The organism is Bacillus cereus group sp. MG16 (assembly GCF_040459875.1).
GTDB classification, from domain to species: Bacteria; Bacillota; Bacilli; order Bacillales; family Bacillaceae_G; genus Bacillus_A; species Bacillus_A paranthracis.
Genome location: NZ_JARVHE010000001.1, coordinates 3,843,828 through 3,868,068 on the forward strand (window position 1 = coordinate 3,843,828; position 24,241 = coordinate 3,868,068).

Below are 24,241 nucleotides of genomic sequence, written 5' to 3' on the forward strand. Positions count from 1 at the left end.
CGTATAAAAATATGATATACTAGATGGAAGAATTTTTAAATTGAGGGGTTATTTATTTATGCTTCCAAAAGATGATATTGTGTCTCATGAAAAACGAATAGAAGAATTAGAAAATAAAGTACGTTTTTATGAAGAACTTGTGAATCAATTACCACATCATTTTACATATAAAAATCCACAGATTGGTTTACAAATAAAGAAAACGAGATCAACTCATTCTATTCAAAACATACAAAAAGAGAATAAAGAGGCTGATTTTCAGCTTACTTGCGATTCATTATTTTTATTTAAACAACTTGAAACATACTTTGTTCATATTTTTGATGCTTTTTCACATCATGTAACCTTTGTTGATAATAAAGGAAATATAACTTTATGTAATCAGGCTGCGGCAGATGATTTTGGTGTAGTACGAAATGATATAATCGGAAAGCCAATTCAACAATTACTAAAATTACCTGAAGAAAAAATTAAAGCTCTTGAAACATTAAGAACAGGCACAGAAATATATAATGAAGAAGTTTTAGACAAAAACTATGGTATTTTAAATAACCGAATTATTCGTGATTATAACGGAGAAATTTTTAGAGTTATTAGTGTCTTTCATTATTTAAACACAGAACGTGATGCAGAAAAATTTTCGTTAGCAGGGCGAATCGCAGCTGGTATTGCACATGAAGTCCGTAATCCTCTTACAACCGTACGAGGTTATTTACAATTTTTACAAGAAACTGTTTCTCCATCTAATAAAGAACTATTTAAAAACTTACTTATTCCTGAATTAGATCGCGCAAATAGTATCATTACAAAATTTTTATCTATTTCAAAAACACGTGAATTTACAAGAGAACCCTTTCCAATTAATACATTTTTACGTGAGTATATTCAACAGTTACTAGCTAGCGAAGTCTTTTTACATAACATTTCAATTGATTATAATTTTTCTACCGAATTAGATGATATTTTAGTTCATATTGATCGTCATGAACTTGTGCAAGTTTTTTTAAACTTATTCCAGAACGCTGTCGATGCTCAAGGGGAAAAAAAACTTTCTATCCAAATTACTAGTTACCGCCTAGATAATTTTGTTCGTATTACTTTCACTGATAATGGGACTGGTATTCCATCAGCGATTCAAGAATATATCTTTGATCCATTCTTCTCAACAAAAGATTCCGGTACAGGACTCGGCTTGGCAGTAACGAAAAAAATTATTCAAAATCATAACGGTACATTAAAAATGACTAGTAATGAAGATGGTACTACTTTTACTATTTCAATTCCAATCTTACCTAAAACAGCCCTTGAAAGATTAAATCAAGACAAATAAAATCCAATCCACGAACTGCATGTCAATTGTTAAATCCCTTAACAATCGACATGCAGTTTTTTATGTTGAACTTTTCTTCTTTACATTATATGAAACCTTCTCTATATCTTACTTATTTGTTTGCCAAGCGGGCCAATTTCTTATTTTTTTAGAAATGGTAGTTTGTCCATCACGGATTTAGTATAAATTTCATTTTAATATATAGTAATGACTATTGATTCTATGAAAGAAAGGAATGAAAAGATGAACAATAAAAATAAAGGAAAAGTATTTTATGGTAATGACTGTTGCGAAGTCAGAGCTTGTAGTCATATTAACATCTCTAAGTCCGAACTTACAGAATTTGTTAGACTTCTTCAAGCTCTTGGCCAAGCTATTCAAGCTGTCTTTCAAAACCCTTCTCAAAATAATATCGATAACTTAATCGCTGCCCTAAATAACTTACAAAAATTTCTCAATTGCTTAGATTTATCTCCAGCACAAAAACAAATTGGAAATTCTATCATTGCTAATCTATTAACTATTTTAAGAACAACACCTTTCTCATGCGGAGCGTTGTACGTTGAACTACAAAGCCTGCTTAATTATTTATTGTATATCGCTAAGTTATTCAAAGTAGATTGTTGTACGACCGACAAACTAGTTAAACTTATATCAGAGATCCAAGCTATCCTAGTTCAATACGGATCAGGTTGTCTTGGAGGCGGAGGCGCCACAGGTGCTACTGGTGCTACCGGCGCTACTGGCGCTACTGGGCCTCAAGGACCGGCGGGTGCTACTGGTGCTACTGGGCCTCAAGGACCAGCGGGGGCTCAAGGTGCTACTGGACCTCAAGGACCTCAAGGCGCTCAAGGACCTCAAGGCGTTCAAGGACCAGCGGGGGCTACAGGCGCTACTGGTGCTCAAGGACCTCAAGGTGTTCAAGGGCCAGCAGGCGCAACAGGCGCTACTGGTGCTCAAGGACCTCAAGGCGTTCAAGGGCCAGCGGGGGCTACTGGTGCTCAAGGTGCTACTGGTGCAACCGGACCAGCGGGTACACCAATTCCTGTAACGATCGCGGCAATCGGAAACTCAAATCCACAAACTATATCACCTGGAACAAACCTTCAATTCAATCAAGTGTTTGAATTAACTAATATCTCTTTCAATGATACTTCAGATACTTTAACGATTTTAGAAACAGGCGTATATGATATTAGTTTCTCAGCGTCTACAACTTTCCCAGGGTCTTCACCATTTGGATTCGGTATTTCATTCAATGGTCAACCACCTACTCGTAATTTCTCAACTAACGTTATCGGTAGTGCTGTTTCTTTCTCTACAATTGTTACTTTACAAGCTGGTACAACGATTGCTATACAGCCTACAGCAAACACTATTTCTATTCCTAACACAGGCGATACAACAGCAACACTATCTGTATTCCGAATTTACTAATTTTCGCTTAAGAAGTATATTTATAATAATATGTATCGTTTAACCGTGCATTAAATCTCTCTTTATATAGAAAGGAGCACTTATTTGGGAGGATAAGTGCTCCTTCTTTACGTTTCTTTACCTCAAATTTACTCTATCTTAATCCTTATTTTGTATGATAAATAGTGAAGTCAAAGATATGAAAGAGGGATGAAAATGAGAGTTATGTCACTAATACGCATTTGGTTTGCACTTATGGTATGCATTATTTTATGTGTAGGATTTTTTTTAACTCTAAAATATTCCACTATATCAAAAGCAGAGAGAAAAACTGCTCCATACAAACTTTTGTATACAAAACAAAGCAACATCCCTTATTCCAATTCCACAAATAATGAAAAAAGGGTTATAAAAGGAATGCTTATTACGAAAGCTTCTAGTTCCGAGGCGTTACTCCAAATTGCTGAAACGATTAAAAATCAGTATACAAATAAAAAAATCGATGAAATTACACTTTCTATCCACAATGAGAATAACGGTAATTACGAAGAAGAATTACCTTATGAACCTATAAGCAAAGGTAGAATAAGTGTCACATACGATTCCGAATCCTATGGCAGTACGAACATTATACTTAACGAATAATAGCTAATAAAGATAGATGAAAATCTCTACCATTTAAAGTTTCATTTTGTTTTTCATACAAAAAAGAGGCGAATTTCGTTATTCGCCTCTTTCTTTTACCAAAATGAAGGAATCCATTCTTTCACTTTATCAAGCCACTCTTGTTGCTCTTGTTTTCGTTGTTGTTCCTCTTCTTTCCTTCTCTTCTCTTCTTCTTTTCTTCGTTTTTCCTCTTCTATTGTAGTCAATTGTTTTTTATAATCAGCCTCAGATATGAGCGATAACTGAAATGCTTTTTGAGCTGGATTTGCGTTCGCTTTTTTCATAATATCCCGGAACATTGTCGTCGTAATTTGACTACCACCCGGAACATAATGATCGCTATCGGTTTTATCATATCCTACCCAAATCGCACCTACTAAATCTGGTGTGTATCCAACAAACCATGAATCCTTTGCACCGGTGCTCGGGCCATTTACAATTTGAGTAGTTCCTGTCTTACCTGCCGTATCAACATTATTAACTTTTGCCTTTTCGCCCGTTCCCTTTTCGACAACACCTTTTAATAAATATGTCATTTTTTGAGAAACTTTCTCACTCGTCACTCGTGTCTCTTTCTTATACCACTTTCCAAGCGTTTCACCTTCAGCATTTTGTATCTCCCTAATTGCATGAGCTTCCACTTGGACTCCGTCATTTGCAAATGTACTGTATGCTTGAGCCATTACAAATGGAGATGTCCCCACATGCATACCGCCTAAAGCAATCGGATACGTACGATCTTCTGGCACTAATGGAATACCAAATCGCTCTAAAGATTTCAATCCTTTATCTAATCCAATTTGTTCTAATAGCCACACAGCTGAAACATTATACGACTTTGCTACGGCTTCATACATTGTCACATCACCGTGAAAAGTATGATCGCTATTTTGTGGTTTATATTCTTTAATGTTAAATGGTTCATCTTTTAATATATCGTATACTTCATATCCTTGTTCTAACGCTGGTACATATACAGCCAAAGGTTTTAACGTTGAGCCCGGTTGTCTTTTTAATTGGGTTGCATGGTTAAACTGTAAAAACTGATACGGCCCTCTGCCTCCAACTAAAGCTGGTATACCACCTGTTTTGGGATTCATAAGAACTACACCCGTTTGCATGAGTTGGTCTGAGCCACTATCTTTGAAATAACTATCATTATTCACAACGTCTTCTACGGCCTGTTGTTTTTTCGGGTCAAGCTCTGTATAAATACGATAACCACCTGCTAAAATTTCATTTTGTGTTAATTCGTACTTGTCCATCGCCTCTCTAACAATATAGTCTACATATTGAGAGTATTTTCCCTTGTATTTATCATCAACGCCACGTTTTAACACAAGTCCACTCTCTTTTTCTTTATTATACTGTTCGTCCGAAATATACCCTTGCTCTTTCATTAAACTTAACACGACATTACGTCTTTCAATTGACTTGTTAAAGTTTTTATAAGGTGAATACGCAGATGGTGCTTTAATCAAGCCCGCAATCGTTGCTGCTTCTGAAATTGTTAAATCTTTTACATCTTTATCAAAATAAGATTTAGCTGCCCTTTTTATACCCCAAGCACCTTCACCAAAATAAATTTGGTTCATATACATTTCAATGATTTCATCTTTCGTATACGTACGCTCTATTTTTTTTGTTAAAAAATATTCCTTAATTTTTCGAGAGTATGTGCGGTCTTGTGTCAGAAATACATTTTTCGCAAGTTGTTGTGTAATTGTACTTCCCCCTGCTACAACTTCTCCTGCTGTAATATTTTTAAAAACTGCACTTATAATTCCACTATAGTAAATCCCGTGATGGTTAAAAAATTCCTTATCTTCTACTGCAACAATGGCCTGAACCATAATATCAGGAATATCTTTCTTTTTTACGCCTTCTGTTTTAGAAGAAGCTAATTTAGTCGCAACTTCATTATTTGCATCATAAATTAAGGTCGGCTGCGGAACAGCTTGCTTTAATTCAGATATGTCTTGAATAGAAATTATTATATTTATAGCAATAAATAGAGTAGCGAGCAAACTTCCTAATACAATTAATGAATTACGAAGCTTCTTCCTCTTGTTGAACCACTCCTGCATTTTTTTCAAGTGAGTGTTCTTCAATTTCATTCGTTCACTTCCTTCGTTTGTTTACACTCTTCTTTTCAAAAGGAAGAATATACCTCCTTTTAAATTTATTATAATAACGTAGTCTTTCCTGTAGTGTAAAGCTTTTCTTTCACATTCATACTTTTTGCAAGAAAAGGACATTCTACAAGTAAGATATTCAATATTGATTATTAATATTATTAATACAACAATAAGAGTTATGTTAAGTTTTTGTAAACTTTTCGATAAAATGTTTTAAAAAACGACAGTTTTTTGTTAGAATTGACTAGCCAATATATTTTACATATATTACTTTTGTGGGGGTAACTAATAATGGTCTTTAAATCAAAAAAAGATAAATTTTCTGAAATGTTAATGAATGTTTCCGAAAATTTAAAAGAAGGCGCGCAGTTTTTCGTGGAGTATAAAATTAAAAATGCTAGCGATTTAAAAGAGTTTTCTATGCGCATGAAAGAGTATGAGTCAAAAGGTGACTCATTTATTCACGAAATCATTATGGAGCTAAACAAAGCGTTTATTACTCCTATTGAACGTGAGGACATCCTACAGCTTGCAATGAGTATGGATGATGTATTAGACGGATTAGATCATAGTGCTGGTCTATTCGAAATGTATTCTATTACAGAAGCTGATGAATACATGATTAAATTCGTAGAAGCAATTAATCAATGTGCGATTGAAATTGCAAACTCTGTTGAATTAATGTCTAACAAAAAATTAGTCGACATTCGTACAAATGCGATTAAGATTAAAGATTATGAATCACAATGTGATGATATTCGCCGTCACGCGATTAAGCACTTATTCTCTCGTGAAAAAGATCCAATTAAGATCATTCAATACAAAGAGATTTACGAAGAGCTTGAAGAAGTAGCGGATAGCTGCCAAAGCGTTGCAAACGTATTAGAAACAATTATTATGAAGAACGCGTAAGGAGTTTGATCATGGATACACTCTTGATACTGACCGTTTTAGTAGTCATTTGCGCTTTAGCTTTTGACTTTATTAATGGATTTCACGATACAGCAAACGCTATTGCAACGGCTGTTTCAACGAAAGCTCTAAAGCCTAGACATGCAATTATTATGGCAGCTATTATGAACTTTTTAGGTGCGATGACATTTACAGGTGTAGCAAAAACGATTACGAAAGATATCGTTGATCCGTTCGCTTTACAAAATGGTTCTCTTGTAATTTTAGCCGCTTTACTTGCGGCAATAGCATGGAATTTGATTACTTGGTACTACGGTATTCCAAGTAGTTCTTCGCATGCAATCATTGGCTCCATCGCAGGTGCAGCTATCGCTGCTGCTGGTTTTAGTTCATTAAACTTTAAAGGATTCATAAAAATTATTGAAGCTTTAATCATTTCACCAATTATCGCATTTGTTATTGGTTATATCGTATACAGTATTTTTAAAGTCGTCTTTAAAAACTTTAATTTAACGAAGACGAACAAAAACTTCCGTATATTCCAGATTTTCACTGCTGCATTACAAGCTTATACACATGGTACGAATGATGCGCAAAAAGCAATGGGAATTATTACAATGGCTCTTATGGCGAATAGTTATCATACTTCTAGCGACATCCCGTTCTGGGTACAATTATCTTGTGCCATTGCAATGGGTCTTGGTACTTCTGTCGGCGGATGGAAAATTATTAAAACTGTCGGTGGACAAATTATGAAAATTCGTCCTGTAAATGGGGTAGCTGCTGATTTATCATCATCTCTTGTTATTTTCGGGGCAACATTCATTCACTTACCAGTTAGTACGACGCACGTTATCTCCTCTTCTATTTTAGGGGTTGGTGCTTCTCATCGTGTAAAAGGTGTAAAATGGGGAACTGCAAAACGCATGTTAATTACTTGGGTTATCACACTTCCTATTTCAGCTTCATTAGCTGCTTTATTTTATTCTTTATTACACTTAATCTTTTAATTAAAAGTCGTCTTCCTTATTTTTCTAGGAAGACGACTTTTTTGTGAACAAAGCTTTTTCTCATGAAAAAGCGTGTATAATAATTGGTGGATAAGTTATATAGAGGAGTTGGCAATTTTGGAATACATCATGTTACTTTTCATCGGGCTAATCGCCGGGACAGTCGGGAGTCTAGTCGGACTTGGCGGCGGAATTATTATTGTTCCGTTATTAATCGGATTACATAGCCTGTCACCACAACTTGCAGTAGGAACTTCAATGGTAACAGTCGTTTTTACGGGACTATCTTCCACCCTTACTTATATGAAGCATAAACGAGTAGATTACAAAAGTGGACTTATTTTATTTATCGGGAGTGGCCCTGGTGGTATCATCGGCTCGTGGGCGAATAAATTTTTAAACCAAGATACATTTTCTTTATATTTTGGGATTTTTCTTATTTTTGTCTCCATTCTTCTTATGTTACGAGACAAATTAAAACCCCTTTCTTTATCAAATATGACTGTAATCAAGCGCTCTTTTACAGATAACGAAGGAAACACTGTACACTATCAATTCCCACCCCTTCTCGCTATCTTTATCGCCTTTATAGTTGGTTTTATATCTGGATTATTTGGAATTGGTGGCGGTGCTTTACTTGTTCCAGCAATGATGCTACTTTTTGCATTCCCAGCACATATTGCTGTAGCAACTTCGATGTTTATCGTATTTCTATCAGCAATTGTAAGTTCTGCAACTCACATCTCCCTTGGAAATGTCAGCTGGATTTACGCATTAATTCTTATTCCTGGTGCATGGATTGGTGGAAAAATCGGGGCATATATTAATACAAAATTAAGCGGTAACGCCGTAATTAATTTATTGCGTATCACATTAATTATTCTTGGGACTAGATTAATCATTACTTCTTTTTTATAACGCGTTCTTTTTAGAATGCGTTTTTTCTTATACACATGAATATAAAAATCCTCCTAAGAGAACAAATAAAATTAGACAAACACATAATAACATGTAATTGGAAATATGTACTTTCTTCACGTTGACCACTCCTATGACTGCGACTGTTATCTTTATGATAGCGAAAAAATAATTCAGTTGCAGTTACAAAGTGCTAACAATGCAAAATCATTTATTACAAATTTTATCCTTATATTTCATTTCTTTGTATATTCTATCGGTTTAATAAAAAAAGATGTCATATTGACATCTTTTTTAATGAAGAAGTGACCATCCCATAAAATCTTCATGTACTTGGCACGCCCTCTTATCGTTTCGATCATATAATTCAGCATAACTATCTGTTTCTTCATCATAAGCCATCGTATAAATAATTTGGCCATCTACTTCAACGGATAACACGACTCCACCTTTCATCTCTTCTACATGAATGATGGCATTCGCTGGAATTCTCATATCCGTCATTTTTATCGCATCTAACAATATACTAAACCCCCTACAGCGTATTCATTGCTAGTACTATTACACACTAAATAGTATACTACTGTAATAGCATATATTTCGTCAATGAAATTGCTGTTGTAAAGTATATTATCTTTATACATATACGCTAAAATAAAAGAAATAGAAATGTTTAAATGGGGGGCTAACATTGATTTTACACAAAGGAGATGTACTATTCCGTCAAGGTGAGGACGGTCCTTTATATTTTATAAAAACAGGTTTATTAAAAGTAGTAAGGTTAGAAGAAAATGGAACACCATTTCTATTCAATATTATCGTTCCAGGAGAAACGATACCTCACCATTCTTTAATTTCACCGAAGGAATATCACGGTACAGCAATCGCTTTAATGAAAACAGAAGTTGAACCTATAATGAGTAATGAATGGTATGATCAACTTCAAGCGGATCCTGCATCATATGCAAATATCGCTATGCAATTACAGTCAAAATTAAGAATGATGCAGCAACGTATCGACCAATTGACGACCGTCTCTCCGAAAGAACGCCTTCATCGCTTACAAGAATGGTTCACACTATATTTAGGTGACATTCCTATATATGAAATATTAACGCAAACTGAAATTGGTCAACTGATCGGTATACGCCGCGAAACAGTAAATCGACTATTACGAGAACAAATAAAAAACGAGGTAAAATAACACCTCGTTTTTTTGCTTCTTAAAGCTCAATTTATTGTAAACTTGCTGCTGGACCGAAAAATTCATAATGAATATGTTCTTGTTTCACACCTAAATCAGTTAGTACAGCATTTATATGTTTCATAAATGGTATTGGACCACAGAAATAAAACTCTGCTTCAGTTGTCGGAATAATAGTTTGTAACCATTCTCTTTCAACAAAACCTTCTTTATCAAAGTTCTTCATTTCTAAATCTTTTTCAGTTGGTGCAGAATAACAAGTATATGCTTTAACTTGTTCATATTCATTATCTACTGCCTCAACGTGTTCTTTCATTGCATGTGTATTACTATTTAGTGCTGCATGAACAAAACATACATTACGTTTTGAATCTTGTTCAATTAACGTATTTAGCATACTCATCATTGGTGTAATACCTACTCCACCACTAATTAGGACAACTGGTAATGTTGAATCCATATTTAATACGAAATCTCCCGCTGGTGCACTTACTGGTAACATATCGCCTTCTTTTACATGATCATGTAAGTAGTTGGATACTTTACCGTCCGCTGTATCTACACCTTTTTCTTTCTTTACACTAATACGATAATATTCTTTTCCAGGAGCATCTGATAAGCTATATTGACGATTATGTGTATATGTTTCACCTTCGATATTGATTTGAACCGTTACATATTGTCCTGGGATGAATGAAGAAACTTTCCCTCCATCTTCAGGTTTCAAATAAAATGACGTAATAACATCGCTTTCCTTCACTTTTTTTACAACTACAAAGTTACGGAAATCTTTCCATCCACCTTCTTTATGTGCCGCTTCTTCATACATCTCTGCTTCAATACTAATGAATGCATCCGCAATGACACCATAAGCTTCTCCCCATGCGTTTAAAACTTCATCAGGTGCACCTGCGACCTCTTTAATTGCGCGTAGTAAACATGTACCTACAATCGGATAATGCTCTGCTTTAATACCTAAACTTCTATGCTTATGACCAATTTGTTTTACAACTGGAATAATAGCTTCTAAATTATCAATGTACGTTGCAGCTGCATAAACAGCATTCGCTAACGCTTGTTGTTGTCTTCCCTTTTTCTGATTTGTATGATTGAAGATATTTAATAACTCCGGGTGTTCCGAAAATAAAATTTCATAAAATCTCGTTGTAATTTCAACGCCTTTTTCCTGTAATAATGGTACTGTTGACTTTACGATTTCAATTGTTTTTTCACTTAACATTGTATCCCACTCCTCTATTTCCTTAACTGTTTTTAGTTTAACTGAATTGTATAATACAGATTGTGATTTTAATCACTATTAACACGGTGTTTTTGTGAAAAATATATGAACAGTGCACTTACAAAAGAAAATAAGCTAACTAGAATGCTAGCTAGCTTATTATTTAGACTGTATCGCTTGTTCAATTACCTTTATATCTTTCCCATCTCCAAATTCTGTATACCCCCAGATGTTCGTTTCACCTCTATATTTATTTACAATAATATCTAAGTCATGGTATACGCGATGTGCATACACTACATACTCAATATTTTGAAGCTCCACACCTTTTTTTACAATTTCATAGCTTCTATTTACATCACGTTTTATTTTTTCATTCTTTATGTCTGTATGTATATTTTTTAACGATGATTCTTGTTGTTGAAACCATTGTTTAAATTGGTTCCAGTCCCCTTCTGTATAATTCTCTGCTTTACCATAATTTAAGAAATTATTATAACTTTCATGTGTCATACGAATAAAATCTAGTACTTTTGTCTCTTCTTGCACATCTTCTATTTCAGCTGTTGTACTTACCCCAGCGGGCTTATTCGCATAATGTAATAATACTTTCATAAGACTATAGCTCGCAATGATCATTACGATAATAATCACGAATACATTTAACAATTTCTTCATATACAGAACTCCTTCTCTACTAAAGTTATTACAATGTATGACTATACTTGTAACATTCTCTCGTAGAAATATAATTCCTGTATAAATTCTCCCTATCATTTCGACAATATTCTTTTATACATTTCTCGTTGGCAAATGTTCTTGTAAAACAATATATCCTTCATAAGCTGCGTAACCGAGTATAGCCATTAATCCGATATAACAAGCAAATACCGTCCATTTCGTTTTCGTATCCACTTTATAATAGTTTTTCTGTTGTCTCTTTTCTGCATCCCATTCCTGTATTTTTCTTTCTGACAATTCAAACGCTGCTCTTATATGAATGGTATGTGTTTCTTTTTCATCTTCATATGGGACTTAATCTAGCGGCTCAAACTTTGGTAACAGATACTCTAATACTTCAATTTTTGAAGCTCTCCTTTTTTTAATTCTTTCCCTCTTTCTTTTTGCCTTAATACATTTATTTCATGTTGCATCATTTATAACATATTTTTTTCTATTGTTAGAAATAATGTTTATATAATCCATTTTTAGCCAAAAATATAAATAAAAGGAGGTGAACACAATTGAATTTACAATCTCTCATAATAGGCGCTCTATCGTTTTTAGCTTCAACTCTTATTTTTTATACCGTTAGTTACGTATTATTATTAGATTTGTTGCCCAATCACGTATTTATTGCCCTTATCATCCTTTCCGCTCTTATGATTTCTTTCCTTATTACACGAAAATCAATGAATGAGCCATCTGCAAAAGCAAAGTAATAGAGAGGGGCGTCCCCTCTCTATTATCATTTCCTAGGAAAGTTCATATAAAATTGACAAATTTTTATTCACCCCAATCCGTAAGGACTAAATAAAGATTCACTTTACCTTTGTAAATTCATTTTTTCACCATACTCTTTAACAATTTGAATAATATTTTGAAAAACACCTATTTTTTCTTGTTTACTATTTAATATTTTTAAATCATAATTTTCATAATATGTTTCTAATGACTTTAATTGTGATTCTGAAGCACCTTGTACCGGAACAGTAGCATGCAATTCATACTGTTTATATCCTTCCTTTACCTTTTCTCCTAAGATTTTTTCACTCTCTTTTGCTCCAATTAATTTTTGAACTTTTTCTGGAAAAATGACCTGCAAATAGTATTTTTGTTCCTTCTCTAACTTGTTATATAGTGATTGTGAAATCGTATACCGTACTGTATAATTCACTTTTTGATCGCCCGCTTTAATATGGAACGCGGTAATCTGCAAATCTTTTTTTGTTACTTCCGTTAAAGGACCTGCCTGTGTTTCATCTTCTTTTTGTTCTGATACATTTGGAAATATAGCTAAAAGCTTTTCTGTATCTTTTTTATTCAGCATATACATAGCTTTCTTATGTTGTACCCATCCTCGTCTGTCTTCTCCTCTTAGCCATGCATAATACATTTCTTTCTTCCCATCTCTACTAATTTGTATTTCATATTCAGGTTCACCAAAGCTACCTGTTATTTCTTGTTTCTCAGCTTTATCTATAATGTCTATTACTATCTTAACTTCTGATTCCTTTAACTTTTTCTCTTTATGTTTTTTTTGTATAACAGTTACCTCTATTGTTTCTTTCACTTCATTCACCGTCTCTTCCACTTTTTTTGTTTCTTTTTTTTGCTCAACTTGACTACAAGATGCTAGTAACATAACAAATAACAGCAATACATATTTCTTTTTCAACTTAATCCTCCTTTTACAATAAGAAACTCTTATAATCTTCATACAAAAAACAAAAACGTGACACACTATAAAATACGCTATACTAAGCATTGAAAGGAGGTCTTTTTCATGTCCATTAATTTTCACGATGCAAATAATAAATACACATACGCACAGCGGAACGCCCATATTTCTTGGAGAGAAATGATAAAAAATATTACAGACATACAAAATAAACGAATAATTGATATCGGCTGTGGTGGCGGGATTTATACGAAAGAACTTGCTCTTATGGGAGCAAAAAGTGTTGTTGGACTTGATTTTTCAAAAGAAATATTACAGGCTGCAAAAGAAAATTGTAGCGGATTTTCAAATATTTCATTCATTCACGGTGATGCACATAGCGTCCCATATCCTAATGATACATTCGACATTGTTATTTCGCGCGCAGTTATTCATCATTTACAAGACGTTCCTACATTTCTACGTGAAACTTCTCGTATATTAAAGAAAAACGGTGTACTTATTGTACAAGACCGAACTATTGAAGATTGTACGATCCCTGGAAGTCCCGAACACATCCGTGGATATTTTTTCTCTATCTTTCCAAAACTCATTGAAATCGAATCAAAAAGACGTCCAAAAACCACCACGATACAGCAAGAATTACAAAAACATTTTCTTCACGTTTTCCCGACTCAAACACAATGGGAGATACGAAAAATACATGGTTCTGTAGAGGCATTATTGCAAGATTTATCACCTCGAACAGGCCGATCCATTCTATATGAACTAACAGATTATGAACTTTCTCAACTTCTACAACAAGTAAAGACCGCCTTACAAAACGTCTCTCCTATTATCGAAAGAGATCGTTGGACTATTTGGAGCGCCATGAAGTTGTAAGGAAGGAAGCCTCACAAAATAATGTGAGGCTTCCTTCTTTCATAATCTAATTTTGCAACACTCTTGATATCCTCCACTTCTGGCCTGTGCACTTCCACACTTCGGACATACTAAATATCTAGACTGATTTGTCAACAAACTACCTTTTTGAAAGAGTAAAACTTCTGCTTGTTTAAACGAACGCGAATAATATAACCACATAAAACCAATTATAGCAATAATGCCAAATAATACTCCCATCGCAAGCATTTCAGTCACCTCTTTTGGTTTGTTCTTTCCAGCAAGTGGATTGTTGTATTATTCTCTCTAAATTCAAACAATCCCTTCTTTACTCCTATAAATATCAACTTTCTCTATAATTTTTACAATTCTCCGCAAATTTTTACTTCTGTTTTACAATTCAATTTACATCAACTATTCATTTCAAAACAAATAACATTTCCGCATATATATATTTTATTATAAAATATATTGACTTTCTAAAAAAAAAATGTAACAATACTGTCAGAATACTTGAATAAAAATTCATTGACGAGAACGAGTACGTTATAGAACTGTTCCCCAGAGAGTTGGCGATTTGCTGAAAGCCAACGTTCAGTGCGTAGCCGAAAATCATCTCCGAGAAGTAGAACTGAATGTTATAGTAAGTTCTTACCGGCTGTCCCCCGTTACAAGGAACACGTATCATGTTGTACGTTGCAAAGCCGTATACATATAGAATTATTTCTACATGTATAAATTAGGGTGGTATCGCGGGTAAATATAACTCGTCCCTTTCTTTAGGGACGAGTTTTTTGTGTTCTTACAAATGAATTTTAAAAAAGGAGGAAAAACAATGAACACTGTATCAAAAAAACATATTTTTTTCACGGGTCTTATGCTATTTTCTTTATTTTTTGGGGCAGGTAATTTAATTTTCCCTCCCATGCTTGGACAAAATGCAGGCGAAAACTTTTGGCCGGCAATGATTGGATTTTTACTAACAGGAGTCGGTTTACCACTACTAACAGTTATCGCAATTTCTTTATCAGGAAATGGTATGCAGCAACTTGCAAGTCATGTTCACCCATTATTCGGAATATTCTTTACGGTAGTTGTATACATCGCCATCGGTCCTTCTATGGGTATTCCACGCGTTGCAAATGTCGCTTATGAAATGGGCGCTAGTTCTTTCTTACCAGAAACGATTCGCTCTAGCACCCTCGTACTTTTTGTATATACAATCATCTTCTTTGCTATCGTATATTGGCTGAGTTTGAATCCATCTAAACTTGTAGATCGTATTGGAAATATATTAACACCTATTTTATTACTCTCTATTTTCTTATTGTTTGTTAAAAGTGTCTTTACACCACTTGGACAATCAGGACCTGCAATGCAAGAGTATCAAACTTCTCCGATTTTCAAAGGCTTTATGGAAGGATACTTAACGATGGATACCATTTCAGCACTTGCATTTGGAATTATCGTTGTAAATACCATTCGCTCTAAAGGTGTAAAGGATCGTAAATCCATTGCCATCGCAACAGCCAAAGCTGGACTTATTGCTGCTACTGGCCTCGTACTTGTATATGGTGCGCTTGGCTGGCTCGGTGCAACTAGCGTCTCGCTCGGATATGCAAAGAATGGTGGACAATTACTTACTGTGATCGTACAACAATTATTCGGTCCATATGGTCTACTTTTATTATCTCTTATCGTTACACTCGCTTGCTTAACAACATGTGTTGGACTTGTATCTGCATGTAGTCAATATTTCTCGACATTATTAACTAAATTTTCATACAAAACGTTCGCAAGTATCATTTGTGTATTGGGATTATTAGTTGCCAACTTAGGTTTAACAAAAATCATTTCCATCTCTGTTCCAATTCTACTTGTTGTATATCCAGTTGCGATTGTACTTGTTCTACTATCGTTACTTCATAAATATTTTGGTGGATATCGCTCTGTTTATGTAGGTGCTTTAATTGGAGCTGCAATTGTAAGCGTATTTGATGGATTAAAACAAGGTGGTATTTCAGTTTCATTTATCACATCATATTTTGAATTTATCCCTTTATATAATGAAGGAATAGGTTGGCTAGTACCTGCATTAGCCGGAGCTCTTATTGGCCTTGCAATCGCTAAGCTAAGTGGCGCGAAAAAAGTTCCCTTACTAACCGAATCTCGTGAAGTAAAAGCATCCTAAAAAACTCCCGAAAGGGAGTTTTTTTACTTTTGATAAGCGCTATGATTAAAACTACTTATTTTATACGCTTTCGTATAATAATCAATATTTGTATCCACTGTTTCTACTTTGACAACATCGTAGCACTCTTCTTGCTTTACTAAAAATAAATAGTACTCTTCTGTCGCCTCAACAATTGCAATTTTATCTGTTTCAACATTATATTCTTCACAAAGCGCTTGTAATGCGTTCACATAATCCCCTAGTTTTTTAGACTTACCCATGCCGAATATAGTTTGAACTAGCATATACATTCTCCCCTTTGTATGTACTGTTAACAACTAAATGATAACGCTTACATTTATTAGCGTCAATAAAAAGATTTTGTACAAACTAATAACCAGTGGGGACCACCCCACTGGTTAAAATTTCACTTTATCATTTCGTCAATTGATGTCGAAACGCATAAATAACCGCCTGTGTCCGGTCACTTACATTTAGCTTATTTAATATATTGCTCACATGTGTCTTTACTGTTTTGAGGGCAATAAACAACTCGTCTGCAATCTCTTGATTACTTTTCCCCTCTGCAATTAATAACAAAATTTCAGACTCTCTTTCTGTTAACTCCTCATGCAAAGGTTGTTCTTTCTTCTGACGCATACGAGACATCATTTTACCAGTAACTTTCGGCTCTAATACCGTTTCTCCATCATAAGTAGCTCGTACAGCGTCTGCTATATCACTCGCTCTTGATGTTTTTAATAAATAACTTGTCGCTCCGGCCTCAATAACAGGATACAATTTCTCATCATCTAAAAAGCTCGTTACAACTACAATTTTTGCTTCTGGCCATTCTTGAATAATAGCACGTGTTGCTTCAACACCATCCATCTCATCCATGACAAGGTCCATCAAAATAATATCCGGCCTTAATTGCAAAGCTAACTCTGAACCTTTTCTTCCATTTTCAGCTTCTCCAACTACTTCAATATCTGGCTGCGTTGATAAATATGCTGATACACCCATTCGAACCATTTCATGATCATCCACTAGTAATACTTTAATCATGATTCTCCCCTCTCTCAATCATAATCGGTACTTTTACTTCTATTTGTGTACCTTTATTTGGAAAACTAAGTACCTTTAATGTCCCACCAATTTCATGAACACGCTCTTGTATTGACCTTAATCCGTAAGAACCAGCCTTATTCACTCCTACTTTAAAACCTACACCATCATCAATAATTTTCAATATTGCATATTGATCAATTTTTCGAAGACGCACTTCCGTTTTCTTTGCCTTCGCATGACGTAAAGTGTTAGATAGCGCCTCTTGTACAATGCGGAATAAGTGATCTTCTACACCTTTTTTTAATTGAATCGGTTCAATTAACCATTCAATTTTCATATGTTGCTTTCTAGATAGTTCTGTTAATAATTCTTCTATACCTTCTGTTAGTTTCTTACCTTCTAACTGTACTGGGCGTAAATGAAGAAGCAATGCTCTCATTTCTGACTGTGCATTTACAACCATATTTTCAACGAGCTGTAACTGCTTTTTCGTCGTTTCTGGAAATTCAGCTACTTGTTCATTAATAGCCGACATCATCATCGACATTGCAAAAAGCTGCTGACTTACAGAATCATGCAGCTCCCTCGCCAATCGATGCCTTTCTTGGGAAATCGCTTCTTGTCTCATCTCTTCATTCCAATGAGCTCGTTCATTCGTTACCTTTTGAAAGAGTCCAGCTTGCTCCTCTAATCGACGAGCCAGACCGATTACTTTTCGTTCCACTTCATGAAATTCATCATCTGCGGTAAACGAAACATCACTCGGAAAATTCCCTCGCTCTACTTCAAATAGAAACGTATTTAATCCTTGTATACGCTGCTCTATATAGTAACCGATTGCATATCCTACAATTCCCCCGATAAGTAAACTTGTAGTCATAATAAACAAGCCAATTGGAACAGAAGCGATGGATTCCTTCCATAATAAATCATATACTTGTTGCTCACTTTTCCATACATATACAATTGTACAAATGAGTGCGATACTAACTGAGGACAACATAGAATAACGAATATACATCCACGAAATATTTTTTTGTTTCTTCATTATACTTTCCTCACTTCCGTATCGCCTACGACAAGCGAAGAAATAATTTTAATACGACGAGGAGCCTCTTTATACTGCTCTGTTCTAAATGTAACATTGCGGTTAAACCCTGTCTCCTCATGACCTGGCAAGAGCACACGTCCGACAATAACAGAATGATTTAAAGACAGTTCAATATCATATGGCACATATAAACGAATATTACCAACGACACCCCGAATAACAATTACCGTTTCTCCTTCTGGAATCATAGCAGTTGTTAAATCTATTTCCACATCACAAGCACCATATTGAACATTAATATCCTCAAGTTCATAAATATGATCCATCATTCGTACATTGCCTACAAACATATTTTTTAAATATGGTTCTGTACGATATATTTGCTTCTCTTCGTCTATAATCCCTTCTTCTTTAATTTCAACCTTCATTGCTTTTTGCTGATGCCCTTGTTGAATCAATTGATAACCAATTAAAGCTAAACAAGCAAATACGACAAGAACAAATGCTGCTGATGAAAATAAGAAGAATAAAAATACGATACCACCGACAAATAAAAATACATTTCCCCGTACATAACGATTCTTTTTACGATAATGCCTTCCAAACATAAGCATAATAAATGCAAAAATGAGACCACCTGGTTCAAAATGTCCAAGTATCATATCAAGAAAAAGACCGAATCCAAATATGATGAGGAGCATCCCCATTAATTGTGTCTTTGAAAAATGTTTCTTCATTTCAGCTCCCCCCTTCTTGTCACATATACATAGAAGAAAAGGCATTGCTTTCCAACACCTTTTCTCCTATCACTATATCATAAGCCTGTTTTATAATATACTACTATTATTTTGTTAACTCTTTCGTTAACGATACATCATTCTTTTCTTTCATTTCACGCTCAAGCTTTGCAATTTTCATATCAAATGTATCACGTTCATGCTCCTCGCTCATACGAGTTTCTAAGTCGCGAATATGATCTTCAATTTCTTCAAAGCGTAAGAATGGATTATTTTCATCCATTTTATGCATCGCAGTATTCATACGACGATTTGCATGTGCCATATTTTCACGTGCCATTAATTCCATACGTTTTGCATGCATTTCTTTTAATTTATTTTTCATTTCAGAAAGACGACGCTCTAGCTCATCAATTTGTTCTACAACACCTGCATACATTTCTTCTAATCGGGTTACTTGCCCTTCATAATAAGCTACTTCTTCTAATGCACGCTCATGTAGTTGTAATTCGCCTGCTTCTTGAGCGATGATCGCTTGCTTAGATCTTTTATTCACGAAATAACGTGCTTGCTCCAGCTCACGAGCAAAGTTAGATTTTAATGTTTTATGACGCTGAATTAACTTCTCAATTTTTGTTATTTCACGCTCACTATCACGTAAATATTGGTTTAACATAGCAATTGGATTTTTTCTTTCTTTCTCATCTAACACATTATGAAAATCTGCTAAAATTGCATCGCGTACACGTCCGAATAAAGATTGTTTCATTATAATCTTCCTCTCTTCTACTTTATAAATTTGATTGATTTTATATTAGTTTTTCATTAACTTGTTCCACTCATCTTCAAAGTTGCTATATGGTTTAGAACTTTCTGGAGCAGAATCAACAACTACATCTTTTTCTTTTTTCCACTCACGGTATCCGTAGTATAAAACTACTAATGCTGCAATACCGATTAATGCTGGGGAATGAGAAAGGGCGATGGACAAGCCGATCAAACCAACAATACCCCAAGCTAACTTTCCAAAAAATGATTGTGCTCGCACAAATGATTTATAGCTCCAGTACACAACTCCTGCTCCGATTGCGAATCCTACAATACCAGCAAGACTACCAAGAGCAATTAAAGCTAAAATACCAGCCGCGATAAACGCTAGAAATTGTTTCATCTTGTGCTTGCCTCCCTTCGATTTGATACTCTTATCTTAACTATTTTTTCTTTTTTCCATAACGAGCTTAAGAACCGTTTTTAACTCAGACTTAAGACCGAGTTGCATTCAGCCTTTTGTAAAAACATACGGTAGCATGGGATCATTTACTCTTTTCCCGCACATAAAAAGCCGTACAGAGAACATTCTCTGTACGGCTTTCGTTACTTTTCATACACTTCATTTTCATTATGCTGTTTTATGATACTCTTTCTTTTCCGCTACTTTAGAAAACCTCGGGAAACCAATTAATATAGAAATGATTCCACATACTCCAACTAAAATTGGATAAAACGCATATGGTAACAGTTCAATTGGAGATAGCGCCGCAAATCCTGCTGCTGTTAACATTTGCGCACCATACGGAATTAACCCTTGCACACAGCACGAGAAAAGATCTAATACACTCGCTGATTTACGAGGATCAATTTCATATTGATCTGCAATGTTTTTCGCAAGCGGACCTGTAAAGATAATAGAAATGGTATTATTCGCTGTACACATATTCGTCATACCTACTAAACCAGCTATACCGAACTCTGCTCCTTTTTTTGAACGAATGTTACGCGTTAAAATATTCATTAAATATTGAATGCCACCATTATATTGAATCAATTCGACCATACCGCCAATTAAAATAGCAAGTAATACTAACTCCATCATACCGCCCATTCCAGTCGTTACACTTTTAAAGAAACTCTCTAACGTATAACTTCCATCTAAAAGACCGATAACCCCAGATAGTACAGTTCCACCAGTTAACACGATAAGTACATTCCAACCAAGTAGCGCTGTAATAAGTACTCCTGCATACGGTAAAATCTTTATCCAGTCAAAGCTATGCGTTTTAATCTGCGTATCACTTCCTAAAGTAATGATTACTAATAGTACAATTGTAATAATAGCTGCTGGTAATACAATTAAAAAGTTCGTTTTAAACTTATCTTTCATTTCTGTTCCTTGTGAACGTACAGCTGCGATTGTTGTATCTGAAATAAATGATAAATTATCACCAAACATCGCTCCGCCAACAACAGTAGCCATCGTAAGTGCAATTGAGATATCAGTTTGCCCACTAATACCTACAGCAATTGGTGCTAATGCAGCAATTGTTCCCATTGAAGTTCCCATCGCTAATGAAATAAATGCTCCTATAACGAAAATGCCAGCTACGATAAATCCTTGTGGTAAAATTGATAACGCTAAGTTAACTGTAGAATCAACGCCACCCATCCCTTTTGCTGTTTCAGAAAATGCTCCTGCCAGTACAAAAATTAGAACCATAATCATAATGTCTGGGTTCCCTGCACCTTTAGCAAATCGTTCCACTTTTACACGAAAACTTTCTTTACGATTCATTGCTAAAGCGACTCCTACAGCAATTGAAATTGCTACAAGTATCGGCAATTTATAGAAATCACCTGTAATAATTCCAGAACCAATAAATAGCGCCAAAAATATCCCAAGTGGTAATAATGCCAAACCATTTCCTCTCGTTTCTTTCAAAGTACCATCTCTCCCTAGTTTCAACCTTTTTCTAATGAATAACAAAAGACCTCTTCCAACGAGAAGAGGTCTTATACATCTATAAGAAACGCTCTTCTCATCTTTCAAGCATATGCTTGCTGGATTTGGCACAGCACTCTGAAATCGAGTCCGCTGCCGAGGCATCGTAGGGCCAGTCCCTCCGCCTCTCTTTATAAGAAGGTTTCATATTTATTTTTTAATAATAATTTCTTCCCTAACTTTACTCGCTTACAAAACAAAAGTCAATTATTTTTTGTATAGATTTTTTTGGTAATTATACAAAAATTTGAATACAATAATCATTTTAACTTTTTGATTTCTTCTTCCAATATTGAAATCCAATAAAATTCATTATTTTTTATTGCAGCTATAATCCACTTTGTAGTGTACCAAGCTAACTCATACTCTTCTTTTGTAACATCGCCACTTTTATAAGCATCCTCTAACTCATCTTCATCCAATACATACATTTTACCATTGGGTAATAATACTACATCTAAATATAAATCATCAAAATACGGTAAACCACGCTCGTCTATTTCATAGTCTTTCGCCACATCGATATAATATTGCACTAATTCTTTTTGATCATCTAACATAGCGGTAATCGCAAAGTTTTTCTCGTCTATGAAATATTGAATCCACGTATACTGATTGCCAGCAATACATAGCTCTTTACCGTCATATTCTTTACAACTAGGTTCTCTCACCTTTTTTATTTCCAGTATTCCTAGCATTCCTTCTTCTATTTGCTTAACCGTATAATCCTTCTCTAGTAGTCGCTTCCACGAAGAACCGTCACCATATTTACGTTTCATTACGTCCGCTCCCCTTCTATATAGAAAAGCTCCCACATATTATGTGAGAGCTTTTTCAAATTATAATTAAGCTGCTTGCTTATTGGAAATTTCCTCTAAATAGGCTTGTCCTTTTTCAGCATCATACTGACCTTCCCACTTAGACATAACTACAGCTGCTAAAGAGTTACCTACAACGTTAACTGCTGTACGAGCCATATCTAAAATACGGTCAATACCGGCGATGAAGGCTAAACCTTCAGCTGGAATACCTACTGTACCAAGTGTCGCTAATAATACAACGAATGATACGCCCGGTACACCCGCAATACCTTTTGATGTAACCATCAATACAAGTAATAATGTAATTTGTTGTGTAATGGATAAATCAATACCGTACATTTGCGCTAAGAAAATAGCTGCAATTGCTTGATATAAAGTTGATCCATCTAAGTTAAAGGAATAACCTGTCGGAATAACGAAAGATGTAATTGCCTTCGGACAACCGAACTTCTCCATTTTCTCCATGATTTTCGGTAAAACTGTTTCTGAACTTGCTGTAGAGTATGCTAAGATCAGTTCGTCTTTTAAAATCTTAAAGAATTGGAAAATGTTAATTCCAAATATTTTCGCTGTAAGTCCTAGTATGACTACAACGAAGAAAATCATCGCACCATATACAACTATGACTAATTTCCCTAATGGAATTAATGAAGATAAACCAAACGTCGAAACTGTTACACCAATTAATGCGAATACACCAAACGGTGCAAATTTCATAACTTGGTTAGTCACGTAAAACATCGCATCTGCTACACCTTGGAAAAATTGAAGAACCGGTCTTCCTCTTTCACCAATCGCCGCAACTCCTAAACCAAATAGTACAGAGAAGAAGATAATCGCAAGCATATCGCCCTCAACCAATGATTTCATAATATTCGTTGGAACGATATTCACAAATGTATCTGCAAACGAATGACTTTGTACTTGAGCTGTTGTTTCTGCATATTTAGAAATATCAGTCTTTGTTAATTGATCCATATTCACGCCTTTTCCTGGTTGGAAAATATTCGCTACCAGTAGACCAACAACAATTGCAATTGTTGTAATAATTTCAAAATAAAGAATTGTTTTCCCACCTAATCGGCCTAGTTTTTTAACATCGCCAACACCAGCAACTCCAACAACAATACTTGCTACAACAATCGGCACAACGATCATTTTAATTAATCGGATAAAAATATCACCAATTGGTTTTAGGTACCCTACAACTGTGCTATCGCCATAAAAAATTGCCCCCACCGCGATACCTAGGGCAAGTCCAATTAAAATTTGCCATGCAAGTCCTATTCTTTTCATATTTGTTGTAACCCCCTCTTCGATGTGTCACTCTACCTCTCATTCTATATCTATAAAACTTGAAATTAAGAGTATTACATATTATTCGACAATTCACTACATTTTGTCCCTGTTAAAAATCATAAATCAAAAAATTAAATCTGACAACAAAATAACTTTTCCTGAACACAAATAATTTTCTTGACAAAAATAAAACCCA

General features: G+C 34.8%; 25 protein-coding genes, 1 pseudogene, 1 riboswitch and 1 other annotated feature. Of the genes and pseudogenes, 10 read left to right on the top strand and 16 right to left on the bottom strand.

Translation table 11 applies throughout. The features are described 5' to 3' along the window. Positions 1-58: 58 nt before the first annotated feature. The 3 genes from QCI73_RS19895 to QCI73_RS19905 all read left to right on the top strand — a co-directional run bounded on the left by QCI73_RS19895 (position 59) and on the right by QCI73_RS19905 (position 3,391). The gene (locus tag QCI73_RS19895; protein WP_071742724.1) at positions 59-1,330 is read left to right on the top strand and encodes a PAS domain-containing sensor histidine kinase; all 1,272 of its coding nucleotides are present in this window, start codon (positions 59-61) and stop codon (positions 1,328-1,330) included. A 243-nt stretch (positions 1,331-1,573) separates the two neighbouring features. Beyond that, positions 1,574-2,767 (top strand): Gly-Xaa-Xaa repeat protein, encoded by a 1,194-nt coding sequence (locus QCI73_RS19900; protein WP_353823602.1) that lies wholly within the window; start codon positions 1,574-1,576, stop codon positions 2,765-2,767. A 195-nt stretch (positions 2,768-2,962) separates the two neighbouring features. Continuing rightward, the gene (locus tag QCI73_RS19905) at positions 2,963-3,391 is read left to right on the top strand and encodes a hypothetical protein (protein ID WP_001265566.1); all 429 of its coding nucleotides are present in this window, start codon (positions 2,963-2,965) and stop codon (positions 3,389-3,391) included. 95 nt (positions 3,392-3,486) lie between these two features. On the opposite strand, the gene QCI73_RS19910 is transcribed toward QCI73_RS19905, so the two are convergent. After that, positions 3,487-5,529 (bottom strand): transglycosylase domain-containing protein, encoded by a 2,043-nt coding sequence (locus tag QCI73_RS19910; protein WP_000769281.1) that lies wholly within the window; start codon positions 5,527-5,529, stop codon positions 3,487-3,489. A gap of 312 nt (positions 5,530-5,841) precedes the next feature. Between QCI73_RS19910 and QCI73_RS19915 the strand changes: the two genes are divergently transcribed. The 3 genes from QCI73_RS19915 to QCI73_RS19925 all read left to right on the top strand — a co-directional run bounded on the left by QCI73_RS19915 (position 5,842) and on the right by QCI73_RS19925 (position 8,390). Then, positions 5,842-6,462 carry a DUF47 domain-containing protein gene (locus tag QCI73_RS19915; protein ID WP_000231448.1) on the top strand — a complete coding sequence of 207 codons (621 nt, stop codon included), beginning with the start codon at positions 5,842-5,844 and terminating at the stop codon, positions 6,460-6,462. A gap of 11 nt (positions 6,463-6,473) precedes the next feature. Continuing rightward, the gene (locus tag QCI73_RS19920) at positions 6,474-7,472 is read left to right on the top strand and encodes an inorganic phosphate transporter (protein ID WP_000380271.1); all 999 of its coding nucleotides are present in this window, start codon (positions 6,474-6,476) and stop codon (positions 7,470-7,472) included. Between the two features lie 117 nt (positions 7,473-7,589). After that, a complete protein-coding gene (locus QCI73_RS19925; RefSeq protein WP_000455758.1) occupies positions 7,590-8,390 on the top strand; it encodes a sulfite exporter TauE/SafE family protein in 801 nt (266 codons plus the stop codon). Between the two features lie 294 nt (positions 8,391-8,684). Here the strand turns inward: QCI73_RS19925 and QCI73_RS19930 are convergent, their stop codons facing one another. After that, on the bottom strand, positions 8,685-8,912 hold the full coding sequence (locus QCI73_RS19930) for a hypothetical protein (RefSeq protein WP_000882907.1): 228 nt from the start codon (positions 8,910-8,912) through the stop codon (positions 8,685-8,687). Between the two features lie 169 nt (positions 8,913-9,081). Here QCI73_RS19930 and QCI73_RS19935 point away from each other — a divergent pair, with 169 nt between their 5' ends. Continuing rightward, entirely contained in the window at positions 9,082-9,594 is a 513-nt protein-coding gene (locus QCI73_RS19935; RefSeq protein WP_000600590.1) for a Crp/Fnr family transcriptional regulator, read from the top strand. 31 nt (positions 9,595-9,625) lie between these two features. Here the strand turns inward: QCI73_RS19935 and hmpA are convergent, their stop codons facing one another. The 3 genes and pseudogenes from hmpA to QCI73_RS19950 form a co-directional block, all read right to left on the bottom strand. Next, positions 9,626-10,834 carry an NO-inducible flavohemoprotein gene (gene hmpA, locus QCI73_RS19940; RefSeq protein WP_262726160.1) on the bottom strand — a complete coding sequence of 403 codons (1,209 nt, stop codon included), beginning with the start codon at positions 10,832-10,834 and terminating at the stop codon, positions 9,626-9,628. 159 nt (positions 10,835-10,993) lie between these two features. Continuing rightward, positions 10,994-11,512 carry a hypothetical protein gene (locus QCI73_RS19945; RefSeq protein WP_262726161.1) on the bottom strand — a complete coding sequence of 173 codons (519 nt, stop codon included), beginning with the start codon at positions 11,510-11,512 and terminating at the stop codon, positions 10,994-10,996. A gap of 114 nt (positions 11,513-11,626) precedes the next feature. Further along, positions 11,627-11,991: pseudogene (locus QCI73_RS19950) on the bottom strand (site-2 protease family protein); the annotation flags it as partial. 87 nt (positions 11,992-12,078) lie between these two features. Here QCI73_RS19950 and QCI73_RS19955 point away from each other — a divergent pair. Then, positions 12,079-12,276, top strand: coding sequence for a hypothetical protein (locus QCI73_RS19955; protein ID WP_001053353.1), 198 nt, complete (start codon positions 12,079-12,081; stop codon positions 12,274-12,276). Between the two features lie 104 nt (positions 12,277-12,380). Here QCI73_RS19955 and QCI73_RS19960 read toward each other — a convergent pair whose 3' ends face one another. Further along, a complete protein-coding gene (locus tag QCI73_RS19960) occupies positions 12,381-13,232 on the bottom strand; it encodes a YhfM domain-containing protein (RefSeq protein WP_262726162.1) in 852 nt (283 codons plus the stop codon). A 108-nt stretch (positions 13,233-13,340) separates the two neighbouring features. Between QCI73_RS19960 and QCI73_RS19965 the strand changes: the two genes are divergently transcribed. Further along, positions 13,341-14,117, top strand: coding sequence for a class I SAM-dependent methyltransferase (locus QCI73_RS19965; protein WP_353823604.1), 777 nt, complete (start codon positions 13,341-13,343; stop codon positions 14,115-14,117). Positions 14,118-14,156: 39 nt separating this feature from the next. Here QCI73_RS19965 and QCI73_RS19970 read toward each other — a convergent pair whose 3' ends face one another. Further along, positions 14,157-14,366: a hypothetical protein gene (locus QCI73_RS19970; RefSeq protein ID WP_000880630.1), complete on the bottom strand. Its 210-nt coding sequence runs from the start codon at positions 14,364-14,366 to the stop codon at positions 14,157-14,159. A 270-nt stretch (positions 14,367-14,636) separates the two neighbouring features. After that, positions 14,637-14,895: a binding site (T-box leader), on the top strand. 57 nt (positions 14,896-14,952) lie between these two features. Here QCI73_RS19970 and brnQ3 point away from each other — a divergent pair. After that, positions 14,953-16,308, top strand: a complete 1,356-nt coding sequence (brnQ3, locus tag QCI73_RS19975; RefSeq protein ID WP_412676135.1) for a branched-chain amino acid transport system II carrier protein BrnQ3 — start codon at positions 14,953-14,955, stop codon at positions 16,306-16,308. A gap of 23 nt (positions 16,309-16,331) precedes the next feature. Here the strand turns inward: brnQ3 and QCI73_RS19980 are convergent, their stop codons facing one another. The 9 genes from QCI73_RS19980 to gltP form a co-directional block, all read right to left on the bottom strand. Then, a complete protein-coding gene (locus QCI73_RS19980; protein WP_308667987.1) occupies positions 16,332-16,601 on the bottom strand; it encodes a DUF3992 domain-containing protein in 270 nt (89 codons plus the stop codon). A gap of 124 nt (positions 16,602-16,725) precedes the next feature. Then, on the bottom strand, positions 16,726-17,358 hold the full coding sequence (locus QCI73_RS19985; protein WP_000598709.1) for a response regulator: 633 nt from the start codon (positions 17,356-17,358) through the stop codon (positions 16,726-16,728). Continuing rightward, positions 17,351-18,409, bottom strand: coding sequence for a sensor histidine kinase (locus QCI73_RS19990; protein WP_270707096.1), 1,059 nt, complete (start codon positions 18,407-18,409; stop codon positions 17,351-17,353). The genes QCI73_RS19985 and QCI73_RS19990 overlap by 8 nt, the downstream gene beginning before the upstream one ends. Continuing rightward, positions 18,409-19,149, bottom strand: coding sequence for a cell wall-active antibiotics response protein LiaF (gene liaF, locus QCI73_RS19995; RefSeq protein WP_000716091.1), 741 nt, complete (start codon positions 19,147-19,149; stop codon positions 18,409-18,411). Before liaF ends, QCI73_RS19990 begins: the two co-directional genes overlap by 1 nt. Before the next feature lie 106 nt (positions 19,150-19,255). Beyond that, on the bottom strand, positions 19,256-19,918 hold the full coding sequence (locus QCI73_RS20000; RefSeq protein ID WP_353823605.1) for a PspA/IM30 family protein: 663 nt from the start codon (positions 19,916-19,918) through the stop codon (positions 19,256-19,258). Positions 19,919-19,963: 45 nt separating this feature from the next. Continuing rightward, positions 19,964-20,320, bottom strand: coding sequence for a lmo0954 family membrane protein (locus QCI73_RS20005; RefSeq protein ID WP_000808648.1), 357 nt, complete (start codon positions 20,318-20,320; stop codon positions 19,964-19,966). Positions 20,321-20,548: 228 nt separating this feature from the next. Next, entirely contained in the window at positions 20,549-21,865 is a 1,317-nt protein-coding gene (locus QCI73_RS20010) for a Na+/H+ antiporter NhaC family protein (RefSeq protein ID WP_353823606.1), read from the bottom strand. A 94-nt stretch (positions 21,866-21,959) separates the two neighbouring features. Beyond that, a riboswitch (SAM riboswitch) is annotated at positions 21,960-22,065 on the bottom strand. Between the two features lie 120 nt (positions 22,066-22,185). Beyond that, positions 22,186-22,704, bottom strand: coding sequence for a ribonuclease FAU-1 family protein (locus QCI73_RS20015; RefSeq protein ID WP_327924652.1), 519 nt, complete (start codon positions 22,702-22,704; stop codon positions 22,186-22,188). 66 nt (positions 22,705-22,770) lie between these two features. Beyond that, positions 22,771-24,042 carry a glutamate/aspartate:proton symporter GltP gene (gltP, locus tag QCI73_RS20020; protein ID WP_353823607.1) on the bottom strand — a complete coding sequence of 424 codons (1,272 nt, stop codon included), beginning with the start codon at positions 24,040-24,042 and terminating at the stop codon, positions 22,771-22,773. Between the last annotated feature and the right edge of the window lie 199 nt (positions 24,043-24,241).

Excerpts from the sequence above, each read along its gene's own strand:
- QCI73_RS19895 (WP_071742724.1), top strand. The coding sequence starts at position 59 with ATGCTTCCAAAAGATGATATTGTGTCTCATGAAAAACGAATAGAAGAA.
- QCI73_RS19900 (WP_353823602.1), top strand. The coding sequence starts at position 1,574 with ATGAACAATAAAAATAAAGGAAAAGTATTTTATGGTAATGACTGTTGC.
- QCI73_RS19905 (WP_001265566.1), top strand. The coding sequence starts at position 2,963 with ATGAGAGTTATGTCACTAATACGCATTTGGTTTGCACTTATGGTATGC.
- QCI73_RS19910 (WP_000769281.1), bottom strand. The coding sequence starts at position 5,529 with ATGAAATTGAAGAACACTCACTTGAAAAAAATGCAGGAGTGGTTCAAC.
- QCI73_RS19915 (WP_000231448.1), top strand. The coding sequence starts at position 5,842 with ATGGTCTTTAAATCAAAAAAAGATAAATTTTCTGAAATGTTAATGAAT.
- QCI73_RS19920 (WP_000380271.1), top strand. The coding sequence starts at position 6,474 with ATGGATACACTCTTGATACTGACCGTTTTAGTAGTCATTTGCGCTTTA.
- hmpA (WP_262726160.1), bottom strand. The coding sequence starts at position 10,834 with ATGTTAAGTGAAAAAACAATTGAAATCGTAAAGTCAACAGTACCATTA.
- QCI73_RS19945 (WP_262726161.1), bottom strand. The coding sequence starts at position 11,512 with ATGAAGAAATTGTTAAATGTATTCGTGATTATTATCGTAATGATCATT.
- QCI73_RS19965 (WP_353823604.1), top strand. The coding sequence starts at position 13,341 with ATGTCCATTAATTTTCACGATGCAAATAATAAATACACATACGCACAG.
- QCI73_RS19970 (WP_000880630.1), bottom strand. The coding sequence starts at position 14,366 with ATGCTTGCGATGGGAGTATTATTTGGCATTATTGCTATAATTGGTTTT.
- brnQ3 (WP_412676135.1), top strand. The coding sequence starts at position 14,953 with ATGAACACTGTATCAAAAAAACATATTTTTTTCACGGGTCTTATGCTA.
- QCI73_RS19980 (WP_308667987.1), bottom strand. The coding sequence starts at position 16,601 with ATGTATATGCTAGTTCAAACTATATTCGGCATGGGTAAGTCTAAAAAA.
- QCI73_RS19985 (WP_000598709.1), bottom strand. The coding sequence starts at position 17,358 with ATGATTAAAGTATTACTAGTGGATGATCATGAAATGGTTCGAATGGGT.
- QCI73_RS19990 (WP_270707096.1), bottom strand. The coding sequence starts at position 18,409 with ATGAAGAAACAAAAAAATATTTCGTGGATGTATATTCGTTATTCTATG.
- liaF (WP_000716091.1), bottom strand. The coding sequence starts at position 19,149 with ATGAAGAAACATTTTTCAAAGACACAATTAATGGGGATGCTCCTCATC.
- QCI73_RS20000 (WP_353823605.1), bottom strand. The coding sequence starts at position 19,918 with ATGAAACAATCTTTATTCGGACGTGTACGCGATGCAATTTTAGCAGAT.
- QCI73_RS20005 (WP_000808648.1), bottom strand. The coding sequence starts at position 20,320 with ATGAAACAATTTCTAGCGTTTATCGCGGCTGGTATTTTAGCTTTAATT.
- QCI73_RS20015 (WP_327924652.1), bottom strand. The coding sequence starts at position 22,704 with ATGAAACGTAAATATGGTGACGGTTCTTCGTGGAAGCGACTACTAGAG.
- gltP (WP_353823607.1), bottom strand. The coding sequence starts at position 24,042 with ATGAAAAGAATAGGACTTGCATGGCAAATTTTAATTGGACTTGCCCTA.